The 18,249-nt window shown below is 57.2% G+C and carries 18 protein-coding genes; 4 read left to right on the top strand and 14 right to left on the bottom strand.

Features of this window, described 5'->3' with window-relative positions:
- The first annotated feature begins 208 nt into the window (after window positions 1-208).
- Together ACTZWX_RS00850 and ACTZWX_RS00845 are read left to right on the top strand one after the other, a co-directional pair.
- Window positions 209-997, top strand: coding sequence for a universal stress protein (locus ACTZWX_RS00850; RefSeq protein WP_444712345.1), 789 nt, complete (start codon window positions 209-211; stop codon window positions 995-997).
- 90 nt (window positions 998-1,087) lie between these two features.
- A complete protein-coding gene (locus tag ACTZWX_RS00845; protein ID WP_444712344.1) occupies window positions 1,088-1,966 on the top strand; it encodes a LysR family transcriptional regulator in 879 nt (292 codons plus the stop codon).
- A gap of 98 nt (window positions 1,967-2,064) precedes the next feature.
- Here the strand turns inward: ACTZWX_RS00845 and ACTZWX_RS00840 are convergent, their stop codons facing one another.
- Complete coding sequence (locus ACTZWX_RS00840) at window positions 2,065-2,673, bottom strand: tRNA-(ms[2]io[6]A)-hydroxylase (protein ID WP_444712834.1); 609 nt, start codon at window positions 2,671-2,673, stop codon at window positions 2,065-2,067.
- 260 nt (window positions 2,674-2,933) lie between these two features.
- Between ACTZWX_RS00840 and ACTZWX_RS00835 the strand changes: the two genes are divergently transcribed.
- Window positions 2,934-5,528 (top strand): bifunctional aconitate hydratase 2/2-methylisocitrate dehydratase, encoded by a 2,595-nt coding sequence (locus ACTZWX_RS00835; RefSeq protein ID WP_444712833.1) that lies wholly within the window; start codon window positions 2,934-2,936, stop codon window positions 5,526-5,528.
- Window positions 5,529-5,828: 300 nt separating this feature from the next.
- On the opposite strand, the gene putP is transcribed toward ACTZWX_RS00835, so the two are convergent.
- The 12 genes from putP to ACTZWX_RS00775 all read right to left on the bottom strand — a co-directional run bounded on the left by putP (window position 5,829) and on the right by ACTZWX_RS00775 (window position 16,410).
- Window positions 5,829-7,319 carry a sodium/proline symporter PutP gene (gene putP, locus ACTZWX_RS00830; RefSeq protein ID WP_444712343.1) on the bottom strand — a complete coding sequence of 497 codons (1,491 nt, stop codon included), beginning with the start codon at window positions 7,317-7,319 and terminating at the stop codon, window positions 5,829-5,831.
- 301 nt (window positions 7,320-7,620) lie between these two features.
- On the bottom strand, window positions 7,621-8,400 hold the full coding sequence (locus ACTZWX_RS00825) for an AraC family transcriptional regulator (RefSeq protein ID WP_444712342.1): 780 nt from the start codon (window positions 8,398-8,400) through the stop codon (window positions 7,621-7,623).
- A gap of 98 nt (window positions 8,401-8,498) precedes the next feature.
- A complete protein-coding gene (tmk, locus tag ACTZWX_RS00820; protein ID WP_444712341.1) occupies window positions 8,499-9,140 on the bottom strand; it encodes a dTMP kinase in 642 nt (213 codons plus the stop codon).
- Window positions 9,140-10,201: an endolytic transglycosylase MltG gene (gene mltG / locus ACTZWX_RS00815; protein ID WP_444712340.1), complete on the bottom strand. Its 1,062-nt coding sequence runs from the start codon at window positions 10,199-10,201 to the stop codon at window positions 9,140-9,142. The genes tmk and mltG overlap by 1 nt, the downstream gene beginning before the upstream one ends.
- Before the next feature lie 5 nt (window positions 10,202-10,206).
- Window positions 10,207-11,025 (bottom strand): aminodeoxychorismate lyase, encoded by an 819-nt coding sequence (pabC, locus tag ACTZWX_RS00810; protein WP_342632286.1) that lies wholly within the window; start codon window positions 11,023-11,025, stop codon window positions 10,207-10,209.
- Window positions 11,026-11,032: 7 nt separating this feature from the next.
- Window positions 11,033-12,280, bottom strand: a complete 1,248-nt coding sequence (gene fabF / locus ACTZWX_RS00805; RefSeq protein ID WP_444712339.1) for a beta-ketoacyl-ACP synthase II — start codon at window positions 12,278-12,280, stop codon at window positions 11,033-11,035.
- A 125-nt stretch (window positions 12,281-12,405) separates the two neighbouring features.
- Window positions 12,406-12,639: an acyl carrier protein gene (gene acpP, locus ACTZWX_RS00800; RefSeq protein ID WP_008938713.1), complete on the bottom strand. Its 234-nt coding sequence runs from the start codon at window positions 12,637-12,639 to the stop codon at window positions 12,406-12,408.
- Window positions 12,640-12,771: 132 nt separating this feature from the next.
- A complete protein-coding gene (fabG, locus tag ACTZWX_RS00795) occupies window positions 12,772-13,515 on the bottom strand; it encodes a 3-oxoacyl-ACP reductase FabG (RefSeq protein WP_061331907.1) in 744 nt (247 codons plus the stop codon).
- Window positions 13,516-13,530: 15 nt separating this feature from the next.
- Window positions 13,531-14,469, bottom strand: a complete 939-nt coding sequence (gene fabD, locus ACTZWX_RS00790; protein WP_444712338.1) for an ACP S-malonyltransferase — start codon at window positions 14,467-14,469, stop codon at window positions 13,531-13,533.
- A gap of 125 nt (window positions 14,470-14,594) precedes the next feature.
- Window positions 14,595-15,599 (bottom strand): phosphate acyltransferase PlsX, encoded by a 1,005-nt coding sequence (gene plsX / locus ACTZWX_RS00785; RefSeq protein ID WP_444712337.1) that lies wholly within the window; start codon window positions 15,597-15,599, stop codon window positions 14,595-14,597.
- Between the two features lie 43 nt (window positions 15,600-15,642).
- Window positions 15,643-15,822: a 50S ribosomal protein L32 gene (rpmF, locus tag ACTZWX_RS00780; protein ID WP_011785345.1), complete on the bottom strand. Its 180-nt coding sequence runs from the start codon at window positions 15,820-15,822 to the stop codon at window positions 15,643-15,645.
- 30 nt (window positions 15,823-15,852) lie between these two features.
- Window positions 15,853-16,410 carry a YceD family protein gene (locus ACTZWX_RS00775; RefSeq protein ID WP_444712336.1) on the bottom strand — a complete coding sequence of 186 codons (558 nt, stop codon included), beginning with the start codon at window positions 16,408-16,410 and terminating at the stop codon, window positions 15,853-15,855.
- Between the two features lie 147 nt (window positions 16,411-16,557).
- On the opposite strand from ACTZWX_RS00775, the gene ACTZWX_RS00770 reads away from it, so the two are divergent.
- Window positions 16,558-17,172, top strand: a complete 615-nt coding sequence (locus ACTZWX_RS00770; protein ID WP_444712335.1) for a Maf family protein — start codon at window positions 16,558-16,560, stop codon at window positions 17,170-17,172.
- 7 nt (window positions 17,173-17,179) lie between these two features.
- Here ACTZWX_RS00770 and ACTZWX_RS00765 read toward each other — a convergent pair whose 3' ends face one another.
- Window positions 17,180-18,235, bottom strand: coding sequence for a S49 family peptidase (locus tag ACTZWX_RS00765; protein WP_444712334.1), 1,056 nt, complete (start codon window positions 18,233-18,235; stop codon window positions 17,180-17,182).
- Between the last annotated feature and the right edge of the window lie 14 nt (window positions 18,236-18,249).

The raw sequence follows: 18,249 nt of genomic DNA, 5'->3' as shown, positions 1-18,249 counted from the left end.
TTGCGACTTCAAACAGGTTATATGGGAATTCAATGAGTAAAGTTTAACCCGGCAGCTTAAATCGACAAAACAGGCAATACCCATATATGTGTTCGGTTTTTTGGATATAGTTTGATGACAAACTGATCGGGGTCATGGTCCTCAGCTTACTCCTGAACTAGCCTGAAAGAAATTGGTCACAGAACAAACAACCACCAGGGAGAACACCATGCTCGATCACCTGATTCTGACCGTGGATTATACCAGGGAGTGGGAACAAGCGATGGAACAGCTGCCGGCCTTGCTGAAACTCCTGGGCACCCGAAAGATTACGCTCACCTATGTCCTGCAGACCCATAAACGACTGCATCCGGACGACACCGAGGGCTCGGCTACAGAGCGGTTACGGAGGATCGGGGAACACCTCAAGAGCAGCCCGGGCATAGAAACCGCCATTCACGTTGCGGAGGGCTTTGTTGCCCAGGAAGTCCTGGCGCTGGCCAGGAAACTCAGCGCCGATGGTGTGGTGGCATGCAACCGCAGCCATCGGGCAGCCAAGGAACTGTTCTTCGGAAACACCGCCCTTAACCTCGCCCGAATGACCAAAGTTCCGCTATTGATCATTCCGGTCCAGGACGAGCCACCGGCGGCCGAAGAGGAGATTTTGCTGGCCACCGATGGATCAAAGGCGTCGTTCAATGCCCAGGCAGTCTTTGAAAAGCTCATGGCCAACCAGCGCACCGGGCGCGTGGTATGGGCACATTCTGAGGAGCCGGAACAATCTGATGAAGCCACGGAACAGCGGATCAATGAACTGGCAGAGCGGCACCCCAACGTACATCGGAATATCCTGACCGGCCGGCCGGTGGACCAGATTCTGCAAACCATCCATGACACCCGCCCGCTGTTGACCATTATGGGCAAACGGGGCTCAACACCCATTCAGGAGATCATGATCGGCAGTACCACGGAGCATGTGGCAGCCGGCAGCCCCTACCCGGTACTGATGATCCCCTGAACCGGCCATCATGGTTGTGTTGGCGGCAGTGACCGGCTAACGTATCGATCAGACAGGACATTTTCTTTCATCTATCCGGCCTGATCGATTATGAAGTACAGCTTCCGCCAACTCGAGGTCTTCCTCGCCGCCGCCCATTTCCAGAACATCACCCGGGCGGCGGAGTCCCTTGCCATGTCGCAATCCGCGGCCAGCAGCGCCCTCAAGGAGCTGGAATCCCAGTTTGATATCCAGCTTTTTGACCGGGTGGGCAAACGTCTGCAATTGAACGAGCTGGGCCGGCTGTATCGGCCGAAAGCCGAAGCCCTGCTGGCTCAGGCAAGGGAACTGGAACAGGCCTTCAGCAAACACACCGAGGTCGGCGCTTTGAAAGTGGGTGCCACACTCACTATCGGCAATTACCTGGCGGTAGGCGTGATGGCCGAGTACATGAGCTCGCCAAACCACCCGAAAGTCTCTCTGGAAGTTGCCAACACCAGCACCATTGCAAGACGGGTTCGGGACTTTGAACTCGACATCGGTTTGATCGAGGGCGAACTGCAGGCGTCAGAACTGGAAGTGATTCCCTGGCGTGAGGACCGGCTGGTGGCCTTCTGTTCCCCTGACCACCCGCTGGCCGGAAAGGGCGAACTGACCGACGACGATCTGCGCGCCGCCACCTGGATTCTCCGGGAACAGGGCTCCGGCACCCGCCAGAGCTTCGAACGGGGCATGCACGGGCTACTGCCAGACCTGAACGTGCTACTGGAACTGGAACACACCGAGGCCATCAAGCGCGCAGTAGAAGCCAACCTGGGCATCGGCTGCCTGTCAGAGGTGGTCCTGGCCGACGCCTTCAAACGCGGCAGCCTGGTGCCCCTGGCCATCCCTCACCGCCAGTTCGACCGGCACTTCTACTTCATCCTGCACAAGCAGAAATACCGTAGTGCGGGGATTGATCGATGGATGACTCTATGCAGAGAGCTTTAAAAACTTTTAAGCCACGGACACTCACGGAAGAACACTGACAACAACAATGTTGTTTACTCTTTTGTCCGTGAGCGTCTGTGAGTGTCCGTGGCAAAGAGTCAGTAAGCGAGAGGCCCACTGTGAAACCGGAACTCCGAATCCGGCTCTTCAATCAGCTTTTGTTCAGTGGCCATAAACTCCGCGACCCGCTCATCAACCGGCCCGCCGTTGGCCTGCTGCGCCAGCGCCAGATAGTCCTGGTAATGCCGCGCTTCGGATTTCAACAAACTGTTGTAAAACTCGGCCAGCTTGTCATCAAGGTGCGGTGCCAGGGCGGCAAAACGCTCGCACGACCTCGCCTCGATGATGGCGCCAACAATCAACACATCCACCAACCGGCCAGGGTCGTCCTTGCGAACGGCTTCACGCAGGCCTGCAGCGTAACGGGCTGGTGACAGATGCGAATAGACCACGCCCCGCTTCTTCATGATCGCCAGCACCTGCTCAAAATGCCGTAACTCCTCCCGTGCGAGGCGGGACATTTTGTTGAGCAGCTCGGTGTTATCCACATAGCGGTACATCAGGCTCAGCGCCGTGGAGGCCGCTTTCTTCTCACAGTGGGCGTGGTCAATCAGCATTACATCCTGGTTGGCCAGCGCATTCTCAATCCACTGTTCCGGCGTGCGGCAGGGCAAAAATTCGTGTATCTCTTTCAGGGCGTCGTTCATGGCTTCAGCAGCAGTCTGATTCATCAAGCGCGGCAGTATAGCGCAGCTGGCAGATCTCTCCGACCTCTGTCCAACTTAACTTTATAAGGGGTTTCCTATAGAATGCAGCGCCAGATCAAGGAGTCTCTGAATAAATCCTGAAACCCCATCGGTGATTTGAGGCGTTATTCAGAGGCTCCTGCGGCCTTTTCGCCAAAAAACCTCCCGCCAGGCAAGCTTGCCTCCGGCGCGGGACATTCCAACTGATGAGGGTCCATATCGTGTTAGAAGCCTACCGTGAACACGTTGCCGAACGTGAAGCCCTGGGTATCCCACCCAAGCCCCTGAACCCCGAGCAGACTGCTGGTCTGATCGAGCTGCTGAAAAACCCGCCGGCCGGCGAAGAAGCCACCCTGGTTGACCTGTTGGAAAACCGCGTACCACCGGGCGTGGACGAAGCCGCTTACGTCAAAGCTGCGTTCCTGACCGCGATTGTTAAGGGTGAAGCAACGTCTCCCCTGATCGACAAAAAGAAAGCCGTCCAGCTGCTGGGCATGATGCAGGGCGGCTACAACATCGCCACTCTGGTTGACCTGCTGGACGATAGCGAACTGGCCGAACTGGCTGGCGAACAGCTTAAGCACACCCTGCTGATGTTCGACGCCTTCAACGACGTTAAAGAAAAGATGGACGCCGGCAACGTCGTGGCCAAGGCTGTGGTTGAGTCCTGGGCCAACGCCGAGTGGTTCACCAAGAAGAACAAGGTTCCCGAAAGCACCAAGATGGTGGTGTTCAAGGTGACTGGCGAAACCAACACCGACGACCTGTCTCCGGCTCCGGATGCCTGGTCCCGTCCGGACATCCCGCTGCACGCCCGCGCCGCTTACAAGATGGAGCGCGACGGCCTGAAGCCGGAAGAGCCCGGCGTAACCGGCCCGATGAGCCAGATCGACGAAATCAAATCCCGCGGCCTGCCGGTTGCCTTCGTCGGTGACGTAGTCGGTACCGGTTCTTCCCGTAAGTCTGCCACCAACTCCGTACTGTGGTTCTTCGGCGAAGACATCCCCGGTGTACCGAACAAGCGTGCTGGCGGTGTGTGTATCGGTAACAAGGTTGCCCCGATCTTCTTCAACACCATGGAAGACGCTGGCGCCCTGGTATTCGAAGCACCGGTCGACAACATGAACATGGGCGACGTGATTGAAATCCGCCCATACGAAGGCAAGATCCTGAACGAAGCCGGCGAAACCATCTCCGAGTTCAAGTTCAAGTCTGACGTGATCCTGGACGAAGTTCAGGCTGGCGGCCGTATCCCGCTGATCATCGGCCGTGGCCTGACCGCCAAGGCCCGTACCGCACTGGGCATGGGCCCGACAGACCTGTTCCGCCTGCCGAAAGATCCAGAAGCCGGCACCAAGGGCTTCACCCTGGGCCAGAAGATGGTCGGCAAGGCCTGCGGTCTGGATGAAGGCCAGGGCGTGCGCCCGGGCACCTACTGTGAGCCACACATGACCACCGTAGGCTCCCAGGACACCACTGGCCCGATGACCCGTGACGAGCTGAAAGACCTGGCATGCCTGGGCTTCCAGGCTGACCTGGTGATGCAGTCGTTCTGTCACACCGCCGCTTATCCGAAGCCGGTAGACGTAGAAATGCAGCACACCATGCCGGACTTCATCCGCACCCGTGGCGGTGTATCCCTGCGTCCGGGCGACGGTATCATCCACTCCTGGCTGAACCGCATGCTGCTGCCCGACACCGTAGGTACTGGCGGTGACTCCCACACCCGTTTCCCGATGGGCATCTCCTTCCCGGCCGGTTCTGGCCTGGTTGCGTTTGCTGCTGCCACCGGCGTTATGCCGCTGGATATGCCGGAATCGGTTCTGGTTCGCTTCAAAGGCGAAATGCAGCCGGGCATCACCCTGCGTGACCTGGTACACGCCATTCCGCTGTACGGCATCAAGCAAGGCATGCTGACTGTTGAGAAGAAGGGCAAGATCAACGAATTCTCCGGTCGTATCCTGGAAATCGAAGGTCTGGAGCACCTGACCGTTGAGCAGGCGTTCGAACTGTCTGACGCTTCCGCTGAGCGCTCTGCAGCCGGTTGTACCATCAACCTGTCTGAAGAGTCTGTTGCCGAGTACCTGCGCTCCAACATCACCATGCTGCGCTGGATGATTGCCGAAGGTTACGGCGATCCGCGCACCCTGGAGCGTCGTGCCCAGCAGATGGAAGAATGGCTGGCCAATCCGAAGCTGATGCGTGCTGACAAAGACGCCGAATACGCTCACGTGGTTGAGATCGATCTGGCCGACATCAAAGAGCCGATCGTTTGCTGCCCGAACGATCCGGACGATGCCAAGTTCCTGTCTGAAGTGGCTGGCGACAAGGTAGACGAAGTGTTCATCGGCTCCTGCATGACCAACATCGGTCACTTCCGTGCCGCCGGCAAACTGCTTGAGCAGCACAAAGGCCCCCTGAGCACCCGTCTGTGGATGTCTCCGCCCACCAAGATGGATCAGGCCCAGTTGATGGAGGAAGGCTACTTCAACACTTACGGCACTGCCGGTGTTCGCACCGAAATGCCGGGCTGCTCCCTGTGCATGGGTAACCAGGCACGTGTAGCGCCGAAGTCGACTGTTCTGTCCACCTCTACCCGTAACTTCCCGAACCGCCTGGGTGATGGTGCCAACGTGTACCTGACCTCTGCGGAACTGGCAGCTGTGGGCGCGGTACTGGGCAAACTCCCGACTCCGGCGGAGTACATGGAGTACGCCAAGGACCTGAACAGCATGTCCAAAGAGATCTACAAGTATCTCAACTTCGACCAGATGGACGAGTACACCAAGAAGGCGTCTGAGGCTTCTGTAGCCTGAGACCTTCTGAGGTAGCTTACCTCTGATCTGAAAACGCCAGCCTTAGGGCTGGCGTTTTTTTATGTCTCTCGTTTGGAATTGGCTGCCTCTGGGGTTCAGGTTTCGGAGTGAGCTGGCCCCGAGGTGGGGGAGTCTTTTCTTCCGGGAAAAACAACTCGCTTCGCTCAGACACCTTTTCCCTGCAGAAAAGACTCCCCCACCCCGCCGCCAGCGCTGAACCATGCGCAGTTTTCAGGTACAAAAAAAGGGCTCCCCGCAGGGAGCCCTTATCAGATCACTGAATAGTATCAGTGACTGCTGTTACCGCTCGATATGCTGGTACTCGCCAGCATCGTTGGTCGCCATGCTGACGACAACGATGGCAATGAAGGCAGCAATGAAGCCAGGAATGATTTCATACACGCCTGGGCCTCCCATGAAGCTGCCGTTCCAGCCCATGGAAATCCATACCATCACCGTACCGGCACCCACGATCAGGCCAGCCAAGGCACCAGCACCGTTGGTGCGGGACCACATCAGGCCGAGGATGATCAGCGGGCCAAAGGCAGCGCCGAAGCCGGCCCAGGCGTTACTGACCAGGGCCAGAACTTGCGAGTTCGGATCAGAAGCAATCACCGCAGCGACCAGACCAACGGCCACAACACACGCCCGGCCGATGTTCACACACTCCTTGTCGGAAGCTTCTTTACGCAGGAACAGGCGATAGAAATCTTCGGTCAGGGATGAAGAAGCTACCAGCAGCTGACTGGAAATGGTACTCATTACCGCTGCCAGCAGGGCTGCATACAGGAAGCCGGTGATCAGCGGATGGAACAGCAGGTCAGCCAGGATGATGAAGATGGTTTCCGGGTCAGCCACGTCCATGCCGTTACGGATGGCATAGGCACGACCGAAAACGCCCAGGGAGATGGCGCCGATCAGGGAGATGGCCATCCAGGACATGCCGATGTTACGGGCCACAGACACTTCATGTACCGTGCGGATGGCCATGAAACGCACAATGATGTGCGGTTGGCCGAAGTAGCCCAGACCCCAGGCGACCGCTGACAGCCAGCCAACCAAGGTCAGCCCCTCGGTCCAGGACAGCAGGGTTGGATCAACACTGTTCAGGGTTTCAGATGCCTGGCCGAGGCCGCCACCACCTTCGCCGAACAACACCACCGCGGGCATGATCACCAGGGCCAGCATCATGATGCAACCCTGCACAAAGTCGGTCATGCTTACAGCCAGGAAGCCGCCAACCACGGTGTACGCCAGAACCACACCCAACGTGATCACGATTCCCACGCCGTAGTCGCTCAACCCGCCGAAATTAAAGATGCCCGCAAAAGCACTTTCGAACAGCTTACCGCCGGCAACCAAGCCGGAGGAGGTGTAAACCGCGAAGAAAACAACAATAACAATCGCCGATACCGTGCGCAGAGGCAGCGCCTTGGTCGGGAAACGGTTTGCCAGGAAAGCAGGTATGGTGAGGGCATTGCCGTAATGTACGGTTTGCTCACGCAGCCTGGGCGCAACAATCACCCAGTTGATGAACGCCCCCACAAACAGGCCGATACCGATCCAGGCACTCGCCAGGCCGGTTACATACAGCGCACCGGGCAGGCCCAGAAGCAGCCAGCCGCTCATGTCCGAAGCACCAGCCGACAAGGCCGCTACTTTCGGGCTGAGCCCACGCCCACCCAACATATAATCTTCAGCTGTCGCCGAGGCTTTCCGCATGGCATAGATGCCAATGCCGATCATAATCGCAAAATACGCAAATAGACTGATCCAAACGCCAATAGCCATAAGGCTCCTCCGGTTTATTGAGTCGGACTGAGTCCGCTCTTAAGGCACAGATCCCACATCACTGTTGGTTGACTGGCCGTTGTTCTTGTTTACCCAAAATCCATCCGAATTGGAGCGAGGCAAGCCCCCGCACAGCCACTCCTTCACTATAGTTATTATTCACACCTTTACGACCAGGATTGCCGAGCAAAAAGTGCGATTCTACAGATGCATTAAGTTAGTATTACTACGGACCTACGGCTTACAAAATCCTACGATTCTTTTGCATAATCCTACGGGACTACCGAATATACCGCCCAGTTCAGGCAACACTTTCATTAATCTGCAATCTGGAGGGTGTTGTGCCCTTGTATTTGCGCAACGCATTGGTCAAGGCACTCTGGGAGGAGAACCCGGTTCGGTAGCTTATTTCCGACACCGAGAGAGACGATGATGCGAGCAGGTGAGCGGCCTGCTCAAGGCGGGTCTGCAGCAGAAACTGATGAGGGGTTATGCCCGCCAACTCCCGAAAAACCTCATGGAATCGGCTGACACTGAGGCACGCCTCACTGGCCATTTCCTCGACAGTAATTTTTCGATGCAGGTTGGCCAGGATATAACGTCGGATCACCTCAGGGCTGATGCTTGCCCGGCTGGAAGACTGGACCTGACGGTCCACAATGCGGTCAGCCATGCAGTAAAGAATACTCGAAGCCAGATGCTGCTGCAGGGTGAGGTTGTCTGGCGCGCGGTCAAATTCACCGGCGGTAAACTGAACCAGTCCCTGTAGCCGGCTGTCCATCTGCAGGGTGCGCGGCTTCTCGAAAAACCGCATCATCCGTTCGTAATCCGCATGGGCCGGCGTATTGATAGCAGGGGTGAGCGGGTCAAGATTGATCACCAGAACGTGGTTCTGATCATCGCCACTGTAATCGTGGCTTGCCTCAGTGGGCACAACACAGGCTTTCCAGGTATCCAGGTGAGCCCCGGTGCCACCGACACTCAACTCAGCCTCTCCCCTCACCCCGATGACAATCTGGTGGTGTTCGTGCCGATGCTGGTGAGCGGCGATGGGAAGCTTGAGAAGTTTTGCGTTGAGCATTAATGCTGCCGGCCGTTAACTGAGAATGTACATCAATTAAAGCAGAACATTACAAAAAGTGCACGAAATCGACACAACTATGGCCGTACTTCGGCTAATCAGGCGGATTCAGCCATTTTAACCAGGGCAGCCAACAACGCCGACACACTGGCCGACACCTGCTCCAGCGGCAGTGCTGCGTTAACCACATGGTAGTTGCCAGGCATCGCCGTAGCCCGCGCCAGGTAGGTATCGCGAATGCGCTGGAAAAAGGCCAGGGTTTCCTGCTCAAATCGGTCTAGCTCTCCCCGCTTTTTCGCCCGGGCCATACCGGTTTCCACGGGTGCATCCAGCAGGATGACATGGTCTGGCCGTACCTCACCCTGAACCAGGGTTTCCAGCAACGCGATACGCTCGGCGGGCACCCCCCGGCCGCCGCCCTGATAGGCAAAGGTGGCATCGGTGAAGCGGTCGCAAAGCACCCACTGCCCCTTGTCGAGTGCCGGAAGAATCCGGTTATACAGGTGCTGGGCCCTCGCTGCGAACATCAACAGCAATTCTGTGGTTTCATGAACCGGCTCTTCCCGGGGCGACAACAACAACTCCCGAATGTTTTCCGCCATAGGCGTGCCACCAGGTTCACGAGTGACGATAAAATCAACGCCGAGGTCCTTGAGGGTGTTCGCAGCGTTTTCCAGCTGTGTGGATTTACCAACGCCCTCGGTACCTTCGAAGGTAATAAAACGGCCTCTGTTGTGCATCATTCTTCCCGGCTGTTGTTCAGGGTTCCCGGTGCCGGAAACGAGCGATAGCCCTCACGGCGATTCAACTGATACTCCCTGACCGCTTTCTGGTGCTCCGCCAGGGTTCGGGAGAACTTGTGGCTACCATCACCACGAGCAACAAAGTAGAGGGTATCGCCGTCCTCCGGGTGCAAAGCGGCGTGCACAGAGTCCCGCCCGGGCAGCGCAATCGGTGTGGGCGGAAGACCGTTAATTCGATAGGTGTTATAAGGGGTGTAGGTCTGAAGGTCGCTGCGGCGGATACGACCCTGGTACTGATCCCCCATACCGTAGATAACGGTGGGATCAGTCTGCAGCCGCATGCCTTTGTGCAGTCGCCGCACAAACACGCCCGCCACTTCCCCACGCTCCCAGGGCACACCGGTTTCACGCTCTACAATAGAAGCCATGATCAAGGCTTCATATGGGGTATCGTAGGGCAAGCCTTCCGCCCGGTTCTGCCATTCGTCCTCAAGCACGCTCACCATACGGTTGTGGGCACGCTTGAGAACGTCCAGATCAGACTCACTGGAGCTGAACATGTAGGTATCTGGAAAAAACCAACCTTCAGGATGCTGGCCTTCCGCGCCAACCGCCGCCATGATCTGTTCATCAGTCCAGTCACTGGTGACCTTTTTGAGGCGTTCAGAACGCGCCAGCGCAGCACGCATGTCGCGGAACGTCCAGCCTTCGATAAACTGGACTGACCAAAACTTTACCTTACCTTCGACCATGGCGTCTACCATGGCAACTGGTGTCATGCCGGGTAAGAATTCATAGTCACCCGCCTTGATCCTGGTCTGGTCCGGATAGAGGCGGCCATAGAGCCTGAGCCAGAGCGCATCCGACACATAGCCTTCATTCTCCAGCTGCCGTGCCACCCGGCTGAACCCTGTGCCTGCCGGCACGTTAAACAGCACCGGTTCGTCCAGTGCGACGGGTTTCTTCAGGGCTTGCAAACCCTGCCAGGCCCACAATCCACCGCCGGCAGCAGCGAGCACGAATACAGCAACAACAACGATCAGTAACTTCTTGAACACGCGAATCAATCCAGTCTTGCCGGTGAACCGACGATTGTCGCAAGTCGCTGGTCAACAGGCAAATCGTGCCCGGCCAGATTGCGAACCGGCACCACCCCGACAACACTGTTGCTGAGCCAAAGCCCCTGACAGCTGCCACCCAACAGTGTATCGAGCGTCAGCGGCATCTCCCGGAATTCGTGGCCGGCAATTCTCAGCCGGTCAAGCACGTAACGACGCATCACACCGGCAACCGCCAGGGTTGAGGCAGGCGGTGTCAGCCATACGTCTTCAAACAGCATGAACAGATTGGTCCGGGTGCCTTCCACCACATGACCATCACGATTGCTCATCAGCACTTCAAAGACATCCCCTTGAAGCTCCCTGGCCGCCATCACCTGCTCAAGTCGGTTCAACGACTTGATCCCGGCCAGAAGCGGGTTCACTGTCAGCGGAACACGGGAGAAATCGGCCACCACACCTTCCGGCCCGGGAACACTGGGGAAAGCGGAATGGGACACAATGAGAGACGGCTTCATGCGCGGCTCCGGGCGGTAGCCCCGCCCACCCGAACCACGGGTCAGGGTCAGTTTGAGCACCCAGTTCAAGGACGGATACAGGCCGGAATACCGTTCCAGAGCGCGGGTGCAGGCTGCTTCAAGTTCCGGGCGCGCCACCGGGATGGCAAGCCGGCCGGCATCCCGGACCAACCGGTCAAGATGATAACCCAACAGGCTGGCCCTACCGCCCATGATGGCAATGGTCTCGAACAGACCATCGCCATAGGCAAGGCCCCGGTCTCCCGGTGGAACACCACCGTCTTCGGCCCAATACAGATCAAACACGGTAGGGTCAGTCTTCGTAACGACTTACAATCAGCGTACCGTTGGTGCCGCCAAAACCGAACGAATTCGACAGAGCAATCCGGACGTCCGCCTCTCGGCTCTTGTGCGGCACCAAGTCCAGATCACAGCCCTCGTCTGGCTCGTCCAGATTGATGGTCGGCGGCAAAACCCCGTCGCGCACGGCCAGTATCGAGAAAATCGCTTCGACAGCGCCAGCGGCCCCCAGCAAATGGCCGGTCATGGACTTGGTGCTGCTCATAGCAAGCTTGTGTGCGTGCGCACCAAACACCGCCTTGACCGCAGCCACTTCCGCTACATCCCCGACCTGGGTGGAGGTGCCGTGGGCATTGATGTAGTCAACCTGCTCAGGTTGCAGACCCGCGTCACGGATAGCGTTGACCATGGAGCGGCCGGCACCCTCGCCACTGGCGGGTGGCGCCGTGATGTGATGAGCATCATCGCTCATGCCAAAACCGATCACCTCGCCATAGATGGTGGCTCCGCGAGCCCGAGCATGATCCAGCTCTTCCAGCACGACCACCCCGGCACCGTCACTCAATACGAAACCGTCACGGCCTTTATCCCAGGGACGGCTGGCTTTTTCCGGCTCATCGTTACGGGTCGATAAAGCACGGGCCGACGAAAAGGCCGCCACGCCAGAGCGGGTTGTCGCCATTTCCGAGCCACCAGCCAGCATGACATCCGCATCGCCATAGGCGATGGTTCGGGCAGCGTAGCCAATATTATGGGTACCTGTGGTGCAGGCGGTGACAATGGCAATATTCGGCCCCTTGTACCCAAAGCGAATGGCAGCATTACCAGAGATCATGTTGATGACCGAGGCGGGCACAAAAAACGGAGACACCTTACGGGGGCCCGATTTCTCCATCTGGATCACGTTCTTCTCGATGTACTCCAGGCCACCGATGCCGGATCCGATGGCAATACCAACCCGTTCCTTGTCGAGATCGCCAAACTGCTCCAGGCCACTGTCGTCCACCGCCTGCTGGGCAGCAATGAGTCCGTAGTGGATAAAGGCATCCAGTTTGCGCGCTTCCTTGCTGGACAGATAGGGTTCAATATCAAGATCCTTTATTGCCCCTCCAATCCGGGTGCCGTAGTCAGTTGCATCAAACCGATCAATCAGCCCGATACCGCTGCGCCCTGCCCGGATGGCCGCCCATGACGACTGTACATCATTCCCCACCGGAGAAAGCATTCCCATGCCCGTGACAACAACCCGTCGTTTACTCATAACCCTGTTCACCCGATTATTCCGTGTAACATCGAAACACTGAGACTTTCGTTCCACCAATAAAAAAGCCGTCCTTCATCAACCCCAAAGGACGGCTTTAGCCTGGCTATCTGATCAGCAGAGTATCAGGTGTGCGCGACGATGTAGTCGATCGCGTCCTGAACCGTGCCCAGCTTTTCGGCCTCTTCATCAGGAATTTCAGTCTCGAATTCCTCTTCCAGGGCCATAACCAGCTCAACAGTGTCCAGTGAGTCAGCGCCAAGATCCTCTACAAAAGAAGATGTGTTCTGAACCTCGGACTCTTTCACGCCCAGCTGTTCACAAACAATCTTCTTAACGCGCTCTTCAACTGTACTCATAATGTCCTCACTTTATGTGTCAACCAAGCAACTCTATGGCTGCCAGTTTAGTTTAAACCCTACCTGCAAACAAGCAGGGATTCTGTCAAACATGTTGTGCGACAAGGGGTTGCACACCAGCCCGCAACGGGCTTAACCCATGTACATGCCGCCATTCACATGAATGGTTTCTCCGGTAACGTAAGCAGCGCCTTCCGATGCCAGAAACGCCACCACCGAGGCAACCTCCTCCGGTGACCCGAGGCGACCAGCCGGTATGATTTCCAGCATAGCCTCACGCTGCTTATCGTCCAGTTTTTTGGTCATATCCGTGTCAATAAAACCGGGTGCCACGCAATTGGCGGTAATGCCACGGTTAGACATCTCTTTCGCCAGGCTACGAGTGAAACCCTCCACTCCGGCCTTGGCTGCACAATAATTACCCTGCCCGGGGTTGCCCATACCGGCGACCACCGAACTGATGTTGATAATCCGACCCCAACGGGCCTTGGCCATGCCGCGAAGCACCGCCTTACTGGTGCGATACACACTGGAAAGGTTGGTTTCCAGCACGGCAGCCCAGTCATCGTCTTTCAGACGCATCAGCAGGTTATCACGGGTGATACCGGCATTGTTGACCAGGATCGCAGGCGCACCGGATTGTTCAGTCAGCTGCTTCAGGCCCGCTTCAATACTTTCCGGTTCGGCCACGTTCATCACGATGCCATAACCCTGGTAGCCGGCTTCTTTCAGTCCGCTGGTGATGGCTTCTGCGCCGGCTTCGCTGGTCGCGGTACCAATGACTTCTGCACCCTGGCGGGCCAGCTCGTGGGCAATGGCTTTCCCAATACCACGGCTTGCGCCGGTAACCAGCGCAACCTTGCCTTCCAAAGACATAAACAACTCCGTTTATCAGGACTGGCCGAATGCCGCCAGGGCGCCGGCCAGAGAATCGGGATCTTCAATACCGTGCACCGGCAAACCGCGCTCAATCCGCTTAATCAAGCCTGCAAGCACTTTACCAGCACCGCACTCTACCGCAACCGTCACTCCCTCAGCGCTCAGCGTACGAACGGAGTCCGTCCACAACACAGGAGAGTATAGCTGCTTCAGCAGATTGCTCTTGAGCGTGTCTGCCTCTTTGACAACCGTAGCATTCACATTCTGGACCACCGGGATGACAGCATCGTTAAACCGGACATCTTCCAGTGCTTCGGCCAACTGTTCGGCAGCACCTTTCATCAGGGCACAATGGGACGGCACACTCACCGGCAGCGGCATCGCTTTACGCGCCCCGCGGCCCTTACAGACTTCAATAGCCCGCTCAACGGCTGCGGCGGAGCCGGCAATAACCACCTGCCCCGGGGCGTTAAAGTTCACCGCAGCCACTACATCGCCCTGGGCCGCCTCTTCACAGGCCGCAACAACGTCTGCGTCCTCGAGCCCCAGAATGGCAGCCATGCGACCTTCACCGGCAGGGACAGCATCCTGCATAAGTTCGCCACGAAGCTGAACCAGTTTGACTGCTTCAATGAAGTCCAGACTTTCCGCGGCCACCAGCGCGCTGTACTCGCCCAGACTATGACCCGCGACGAAATCAGGACGTGGCCCATCCGAGACACACCACTGGCGCCACAGGGCAACACTGGCGGTTAACAGGGCCGGCTGGGTAACCATGGTCTGATTCAGCTCTTCAGCAGGACCGTGCTGGCATAGGTGCCAGAGATCGTAGCCAAGAACGTTAGACGCCTCATCGAAGGTTTCGCTGATCATTGGCCACGCCTCGGCAGCATCCTTAAGCATGCCGACCGATTGGGAGCCTTGTCCGGGGAAAATAAACGCTGATTTCATAAGCGGAATCTTATCGTCATTGATGGGTTACTGGAGATTAGCCAATAGTACAATTCAAGCCAATTATCCGCGATTAACCCTGAAAATGCGGGTCTACTTTAGTCGGGACCCGACCGGGACAGGCATCATAACATCAGATCATCGAGTCTTTCGTTGATCCTTCGTGGCACTTCGAGCTCTACTTCCCGAACGGCCTGGCGAATAGCGGCCAGCATGGCTCGCTCGTTGGCATTGCCATGACTTTTAATGACCACACCCTGGAGCCCAAGCAGGCTCGCACCGTTATGACGGGACGGGTCCATCAACTGAAGGAGGCGGCCGATAATCGGTTTTGCCAACCAGCCCACAAAGCGACCATAAATCGAGCGGGTAAATGCCTGCTCAAGAAGCTCTATCAACAACCCGGCGACACCTTCGCCGGTTTTCAATGCAATGTTGCCGACAAAACCGTCACAGACTACTACGTCGGCCACATCCCGAAACAGGTCACTGCCCTCGACATAACCAATGTAATTGATAGTGTCGCATTGGGCTAACATATGAGAGGCAAGGCGAACCTGCTCGTTGCCCTTGATCTCTTCCTCGCCAACATTAAGCAAAGCAACACGAGGCTCAGGCTGAGCACAAATGGCCGAGGCCATGAGCGACCCCATCAGCGCATACTGATACAGGTTCTCCGCCGTGGAATCGACATTCGCACCGAGATCCAGAACGTGGCAACGGCCACGGAGGGAAGGAATAAGCTTGGCAATGGCCGGCCGCTCAATACCGGGATACATGCGGATAATCGACCGGCCGAACGCCATCAGGGCGCCGGTATTGCCAGCACTGACACACCCCTGGGCCTCGCCGTCCCGGACAAGTCCGAGCGCAATGGCCATGGAGGAGTTTTTCTTATGACGAATGGCATGGGAAGGGCGCTCGTTCATGCGCACCACGTCCGCCGCCTCAACGATGCGGATCCGTTCGTGCCCATCAATCAACAAGGCCTCGAGCTCGCTCCGGATTCCCACCAGAACAAGACTCAAGGCCTCATTTTCACGCACTGCTTCCAGCGAAGCATGAACCACCACCTCGGCGCCACGATCACCGCTCATGGCGTCGATAGCAATGGTGACCGGTTTACTCACCGCTCGTCCATGCGTCACGGGTCAGAAGGGTATCCCGACGATCTTACTCGTCGCGAGCCTCAACAACCTGCTTTCCGCGGTAAAAACCGTCCGGAGAGACGTGGTGACGACGATGAACTTCGCCGGTGGTTGCGTCTGTGGACAGAGCGGCGGCGCTCAGTGCGTCGTGCGAACGGCGCATGCCACGCTTGGAACGGGTCTTGCGATTTTGCTGTACAGCCATGGTTATGCTCCTGACCTATTTACGAAAACGTTAATGCTTTGTCGTCTTGAGACCCGCCAGCACACTGAACGGGTTGTCTTCTCTTTTCTTTACCTCTGGCTCACTGGCAGCCTTTGATGGCTCCAGTGCCTCCAGGTCTTCCTTTGCCGGGCATTCTTCCCTCTCATGAAGAGGAAAGGGTGGTAATACCAGCAATAGCTCGTCTTCCACCATGGCCCACAAGTCTGCACTGAAATCCTCAAACAGGAACGGTTCCAGTGCTTTCGGCAATCGCTGGGCCTGCTCATCGTTGATGACCAACCCGAGATCAAAACGGGATTCCAGTGTCGTTTGCATATCACTCATGCAACGCTGGCATTCCAGTGTGACCGGTGCAGACAACTCACCTGACACAACCCTTCGGCGCTCACTATCCTGATAAAAGGACAGCTTAACATGGCATTCACTGCCATCCTGCAAGCCAGGAACTGCTTCTCGAAAACGAGCGAGACCCTTGAGTGGAACTACCCCCTCAAGTGTTCTGTTCTGCTCAGCCAACCGGATAGGGTCAACGGATTTCGGCAATTCGGCGATCGGCGCTTTAGACATAGGCGCGCAATTTTAGGGGCGCGACCCGCCTCTGTCAAAGACTTAATCCACTTTCTGCCAGGGGTTCCGCTCCGTGTAGGGGTATTTTACGATATGGACCGGCAAACCTGACCAGATCCATCCACCCACCACCTCTACAAGGCAACCATGACCTCATCCGGCCTTTTGCTAGCGTCATCATCCCCTTACCGCAAACGCCTGCTCGAACAGCTCGGCCTGCCCTTTGAGACAGCCAGCCCAAATATCGACGAATCGCCGCTACAAGGCGAACTACCGGATGCTTTGGCGGTTCGACTGGCCACCCAGAAAGCCCAGGCGCTTGCACCGGAGCACCCAGGAAAACTCATCATCGGCTCGGACCAGGTCGCCGCCCTGCCGAACGGTACACTGTTAAGCAAACCAGGCAGCTATGAGCAGGCGCTTGAACAACTCAGCCAGAGCAGCGGGAAAAGCGTGCACTTCCTCACCGGCCTGGCGGTGCTCGACACCCGGACAGGCGCTCTCGAACACTGCTGCGAAACCTTTATTGCACATTTCCGCGACCTTACCAGGGAGGAAATCAGCAATTACCTGCGCAGAGAGCAACCCTATGACTGCGCCGGCAGCTTTAAAATGGAGGGATTGGGCATAACCCTGTTCAAGGGATTGGAAGGGCGAGATCCCAACAGCCTGATTGGATTGCCACTGATTGCCCTGAACGAGATTCTGATCCGGCTCGGTAACAACCCGCTGCTACACCCCGAACCATTATCCGGGGTGTAGCAGAAGATCAACGCAATTCGAGGCGCGATTCCAACATACGGGTAGCGACACCCTCGCCGACCGAGACGCCCAACTGGTCCACAAGCTCGCGGAAGGGCGAGCGACGGCGACTGTAGTCCACCAAGTTCTCCTCACCCACCAACTGACGGGCCACCCAGGAGGTGCTGCCCAGCCCGTCCACCAGCCCCAGTTCAACAGCCTGCTCGCCACTCCACACCAGACCACTGAACAACCGCTCGTCGTCTGCCAGGCGATCACCCCTGCCCTCTTTTACGGCACTAATGAACTGCTGGTGAGTGTTTTCCAGCACGCTCTGCCAGAACGCAACATCCTCATCGCGCTCTGGCGAGAACGGGTCAAGGAAAGCTTTGCTCTCGCCGGCGGTATAGAGGCGGCGATCCACACCGATTTTGTCCAGCATTTCACTGAACCCGAATCCGCCGGCAATTACGCCGATCGATCCCACCAGACTGGCACGGTTGGCGTAGATTTCATCAGCCGCCGCCGCGATGTAATAGGCTCCCGAGGCTCCGATGTCCGAAATGACGGCATATACCTTTTTATCCGGATACTCTTCCCGCAGGCGCTTGATTTCATCGTAGACGTAGCCTGCCTGCACCGGGCTGCCGCCGGGACTATTGATCCTTAACACCACCGCCTTTGAGCGCTCAGCCTCAAAGGCATTGCGCAGCGATGCCACCAGGTTATCGGCGCTCGCCAGCTCATCTGCGGCGATAGTGCCCCTGACCTCCACCAACGCGGTGTGGTGACCGGCAACGGAATCAACACTGTCACCAAGAGGCGAGCGTATAAAGAACAGCAGCGCGAACAGGTAACCAAAAGTCAAAATCTTGAAAAAGATCCCCCAGCGACGGCTTCGGCGCTGCTCGGCCTGCAGTGACATCACCAGCTTCTCGATCAGTCGCCAGTCGCGCCCCGATTCCGGCGGCAACGCCGGCTCTTTACTGCCAAACAAACCTCGCTTTCGCGCCGGCGCACTCTGCTCAGGCTCTGCAGGCTTGTCACCCCAGCCCGGCTTCTTATCCGATTCCCAGTCACTCATCCGCTATTCCTTAA

Source organism: Marinobacter sp. NSM (assembly GCF_052380025.1).
GTDB lineage: Bacteria > Pseudomonadota > Gammaproteobacteria > Pseudomonadales > Oleiphilaceae > Marinobacter.
This window is presented reverse-complemented; position numbering and strand designations above follow the sequence as displayed.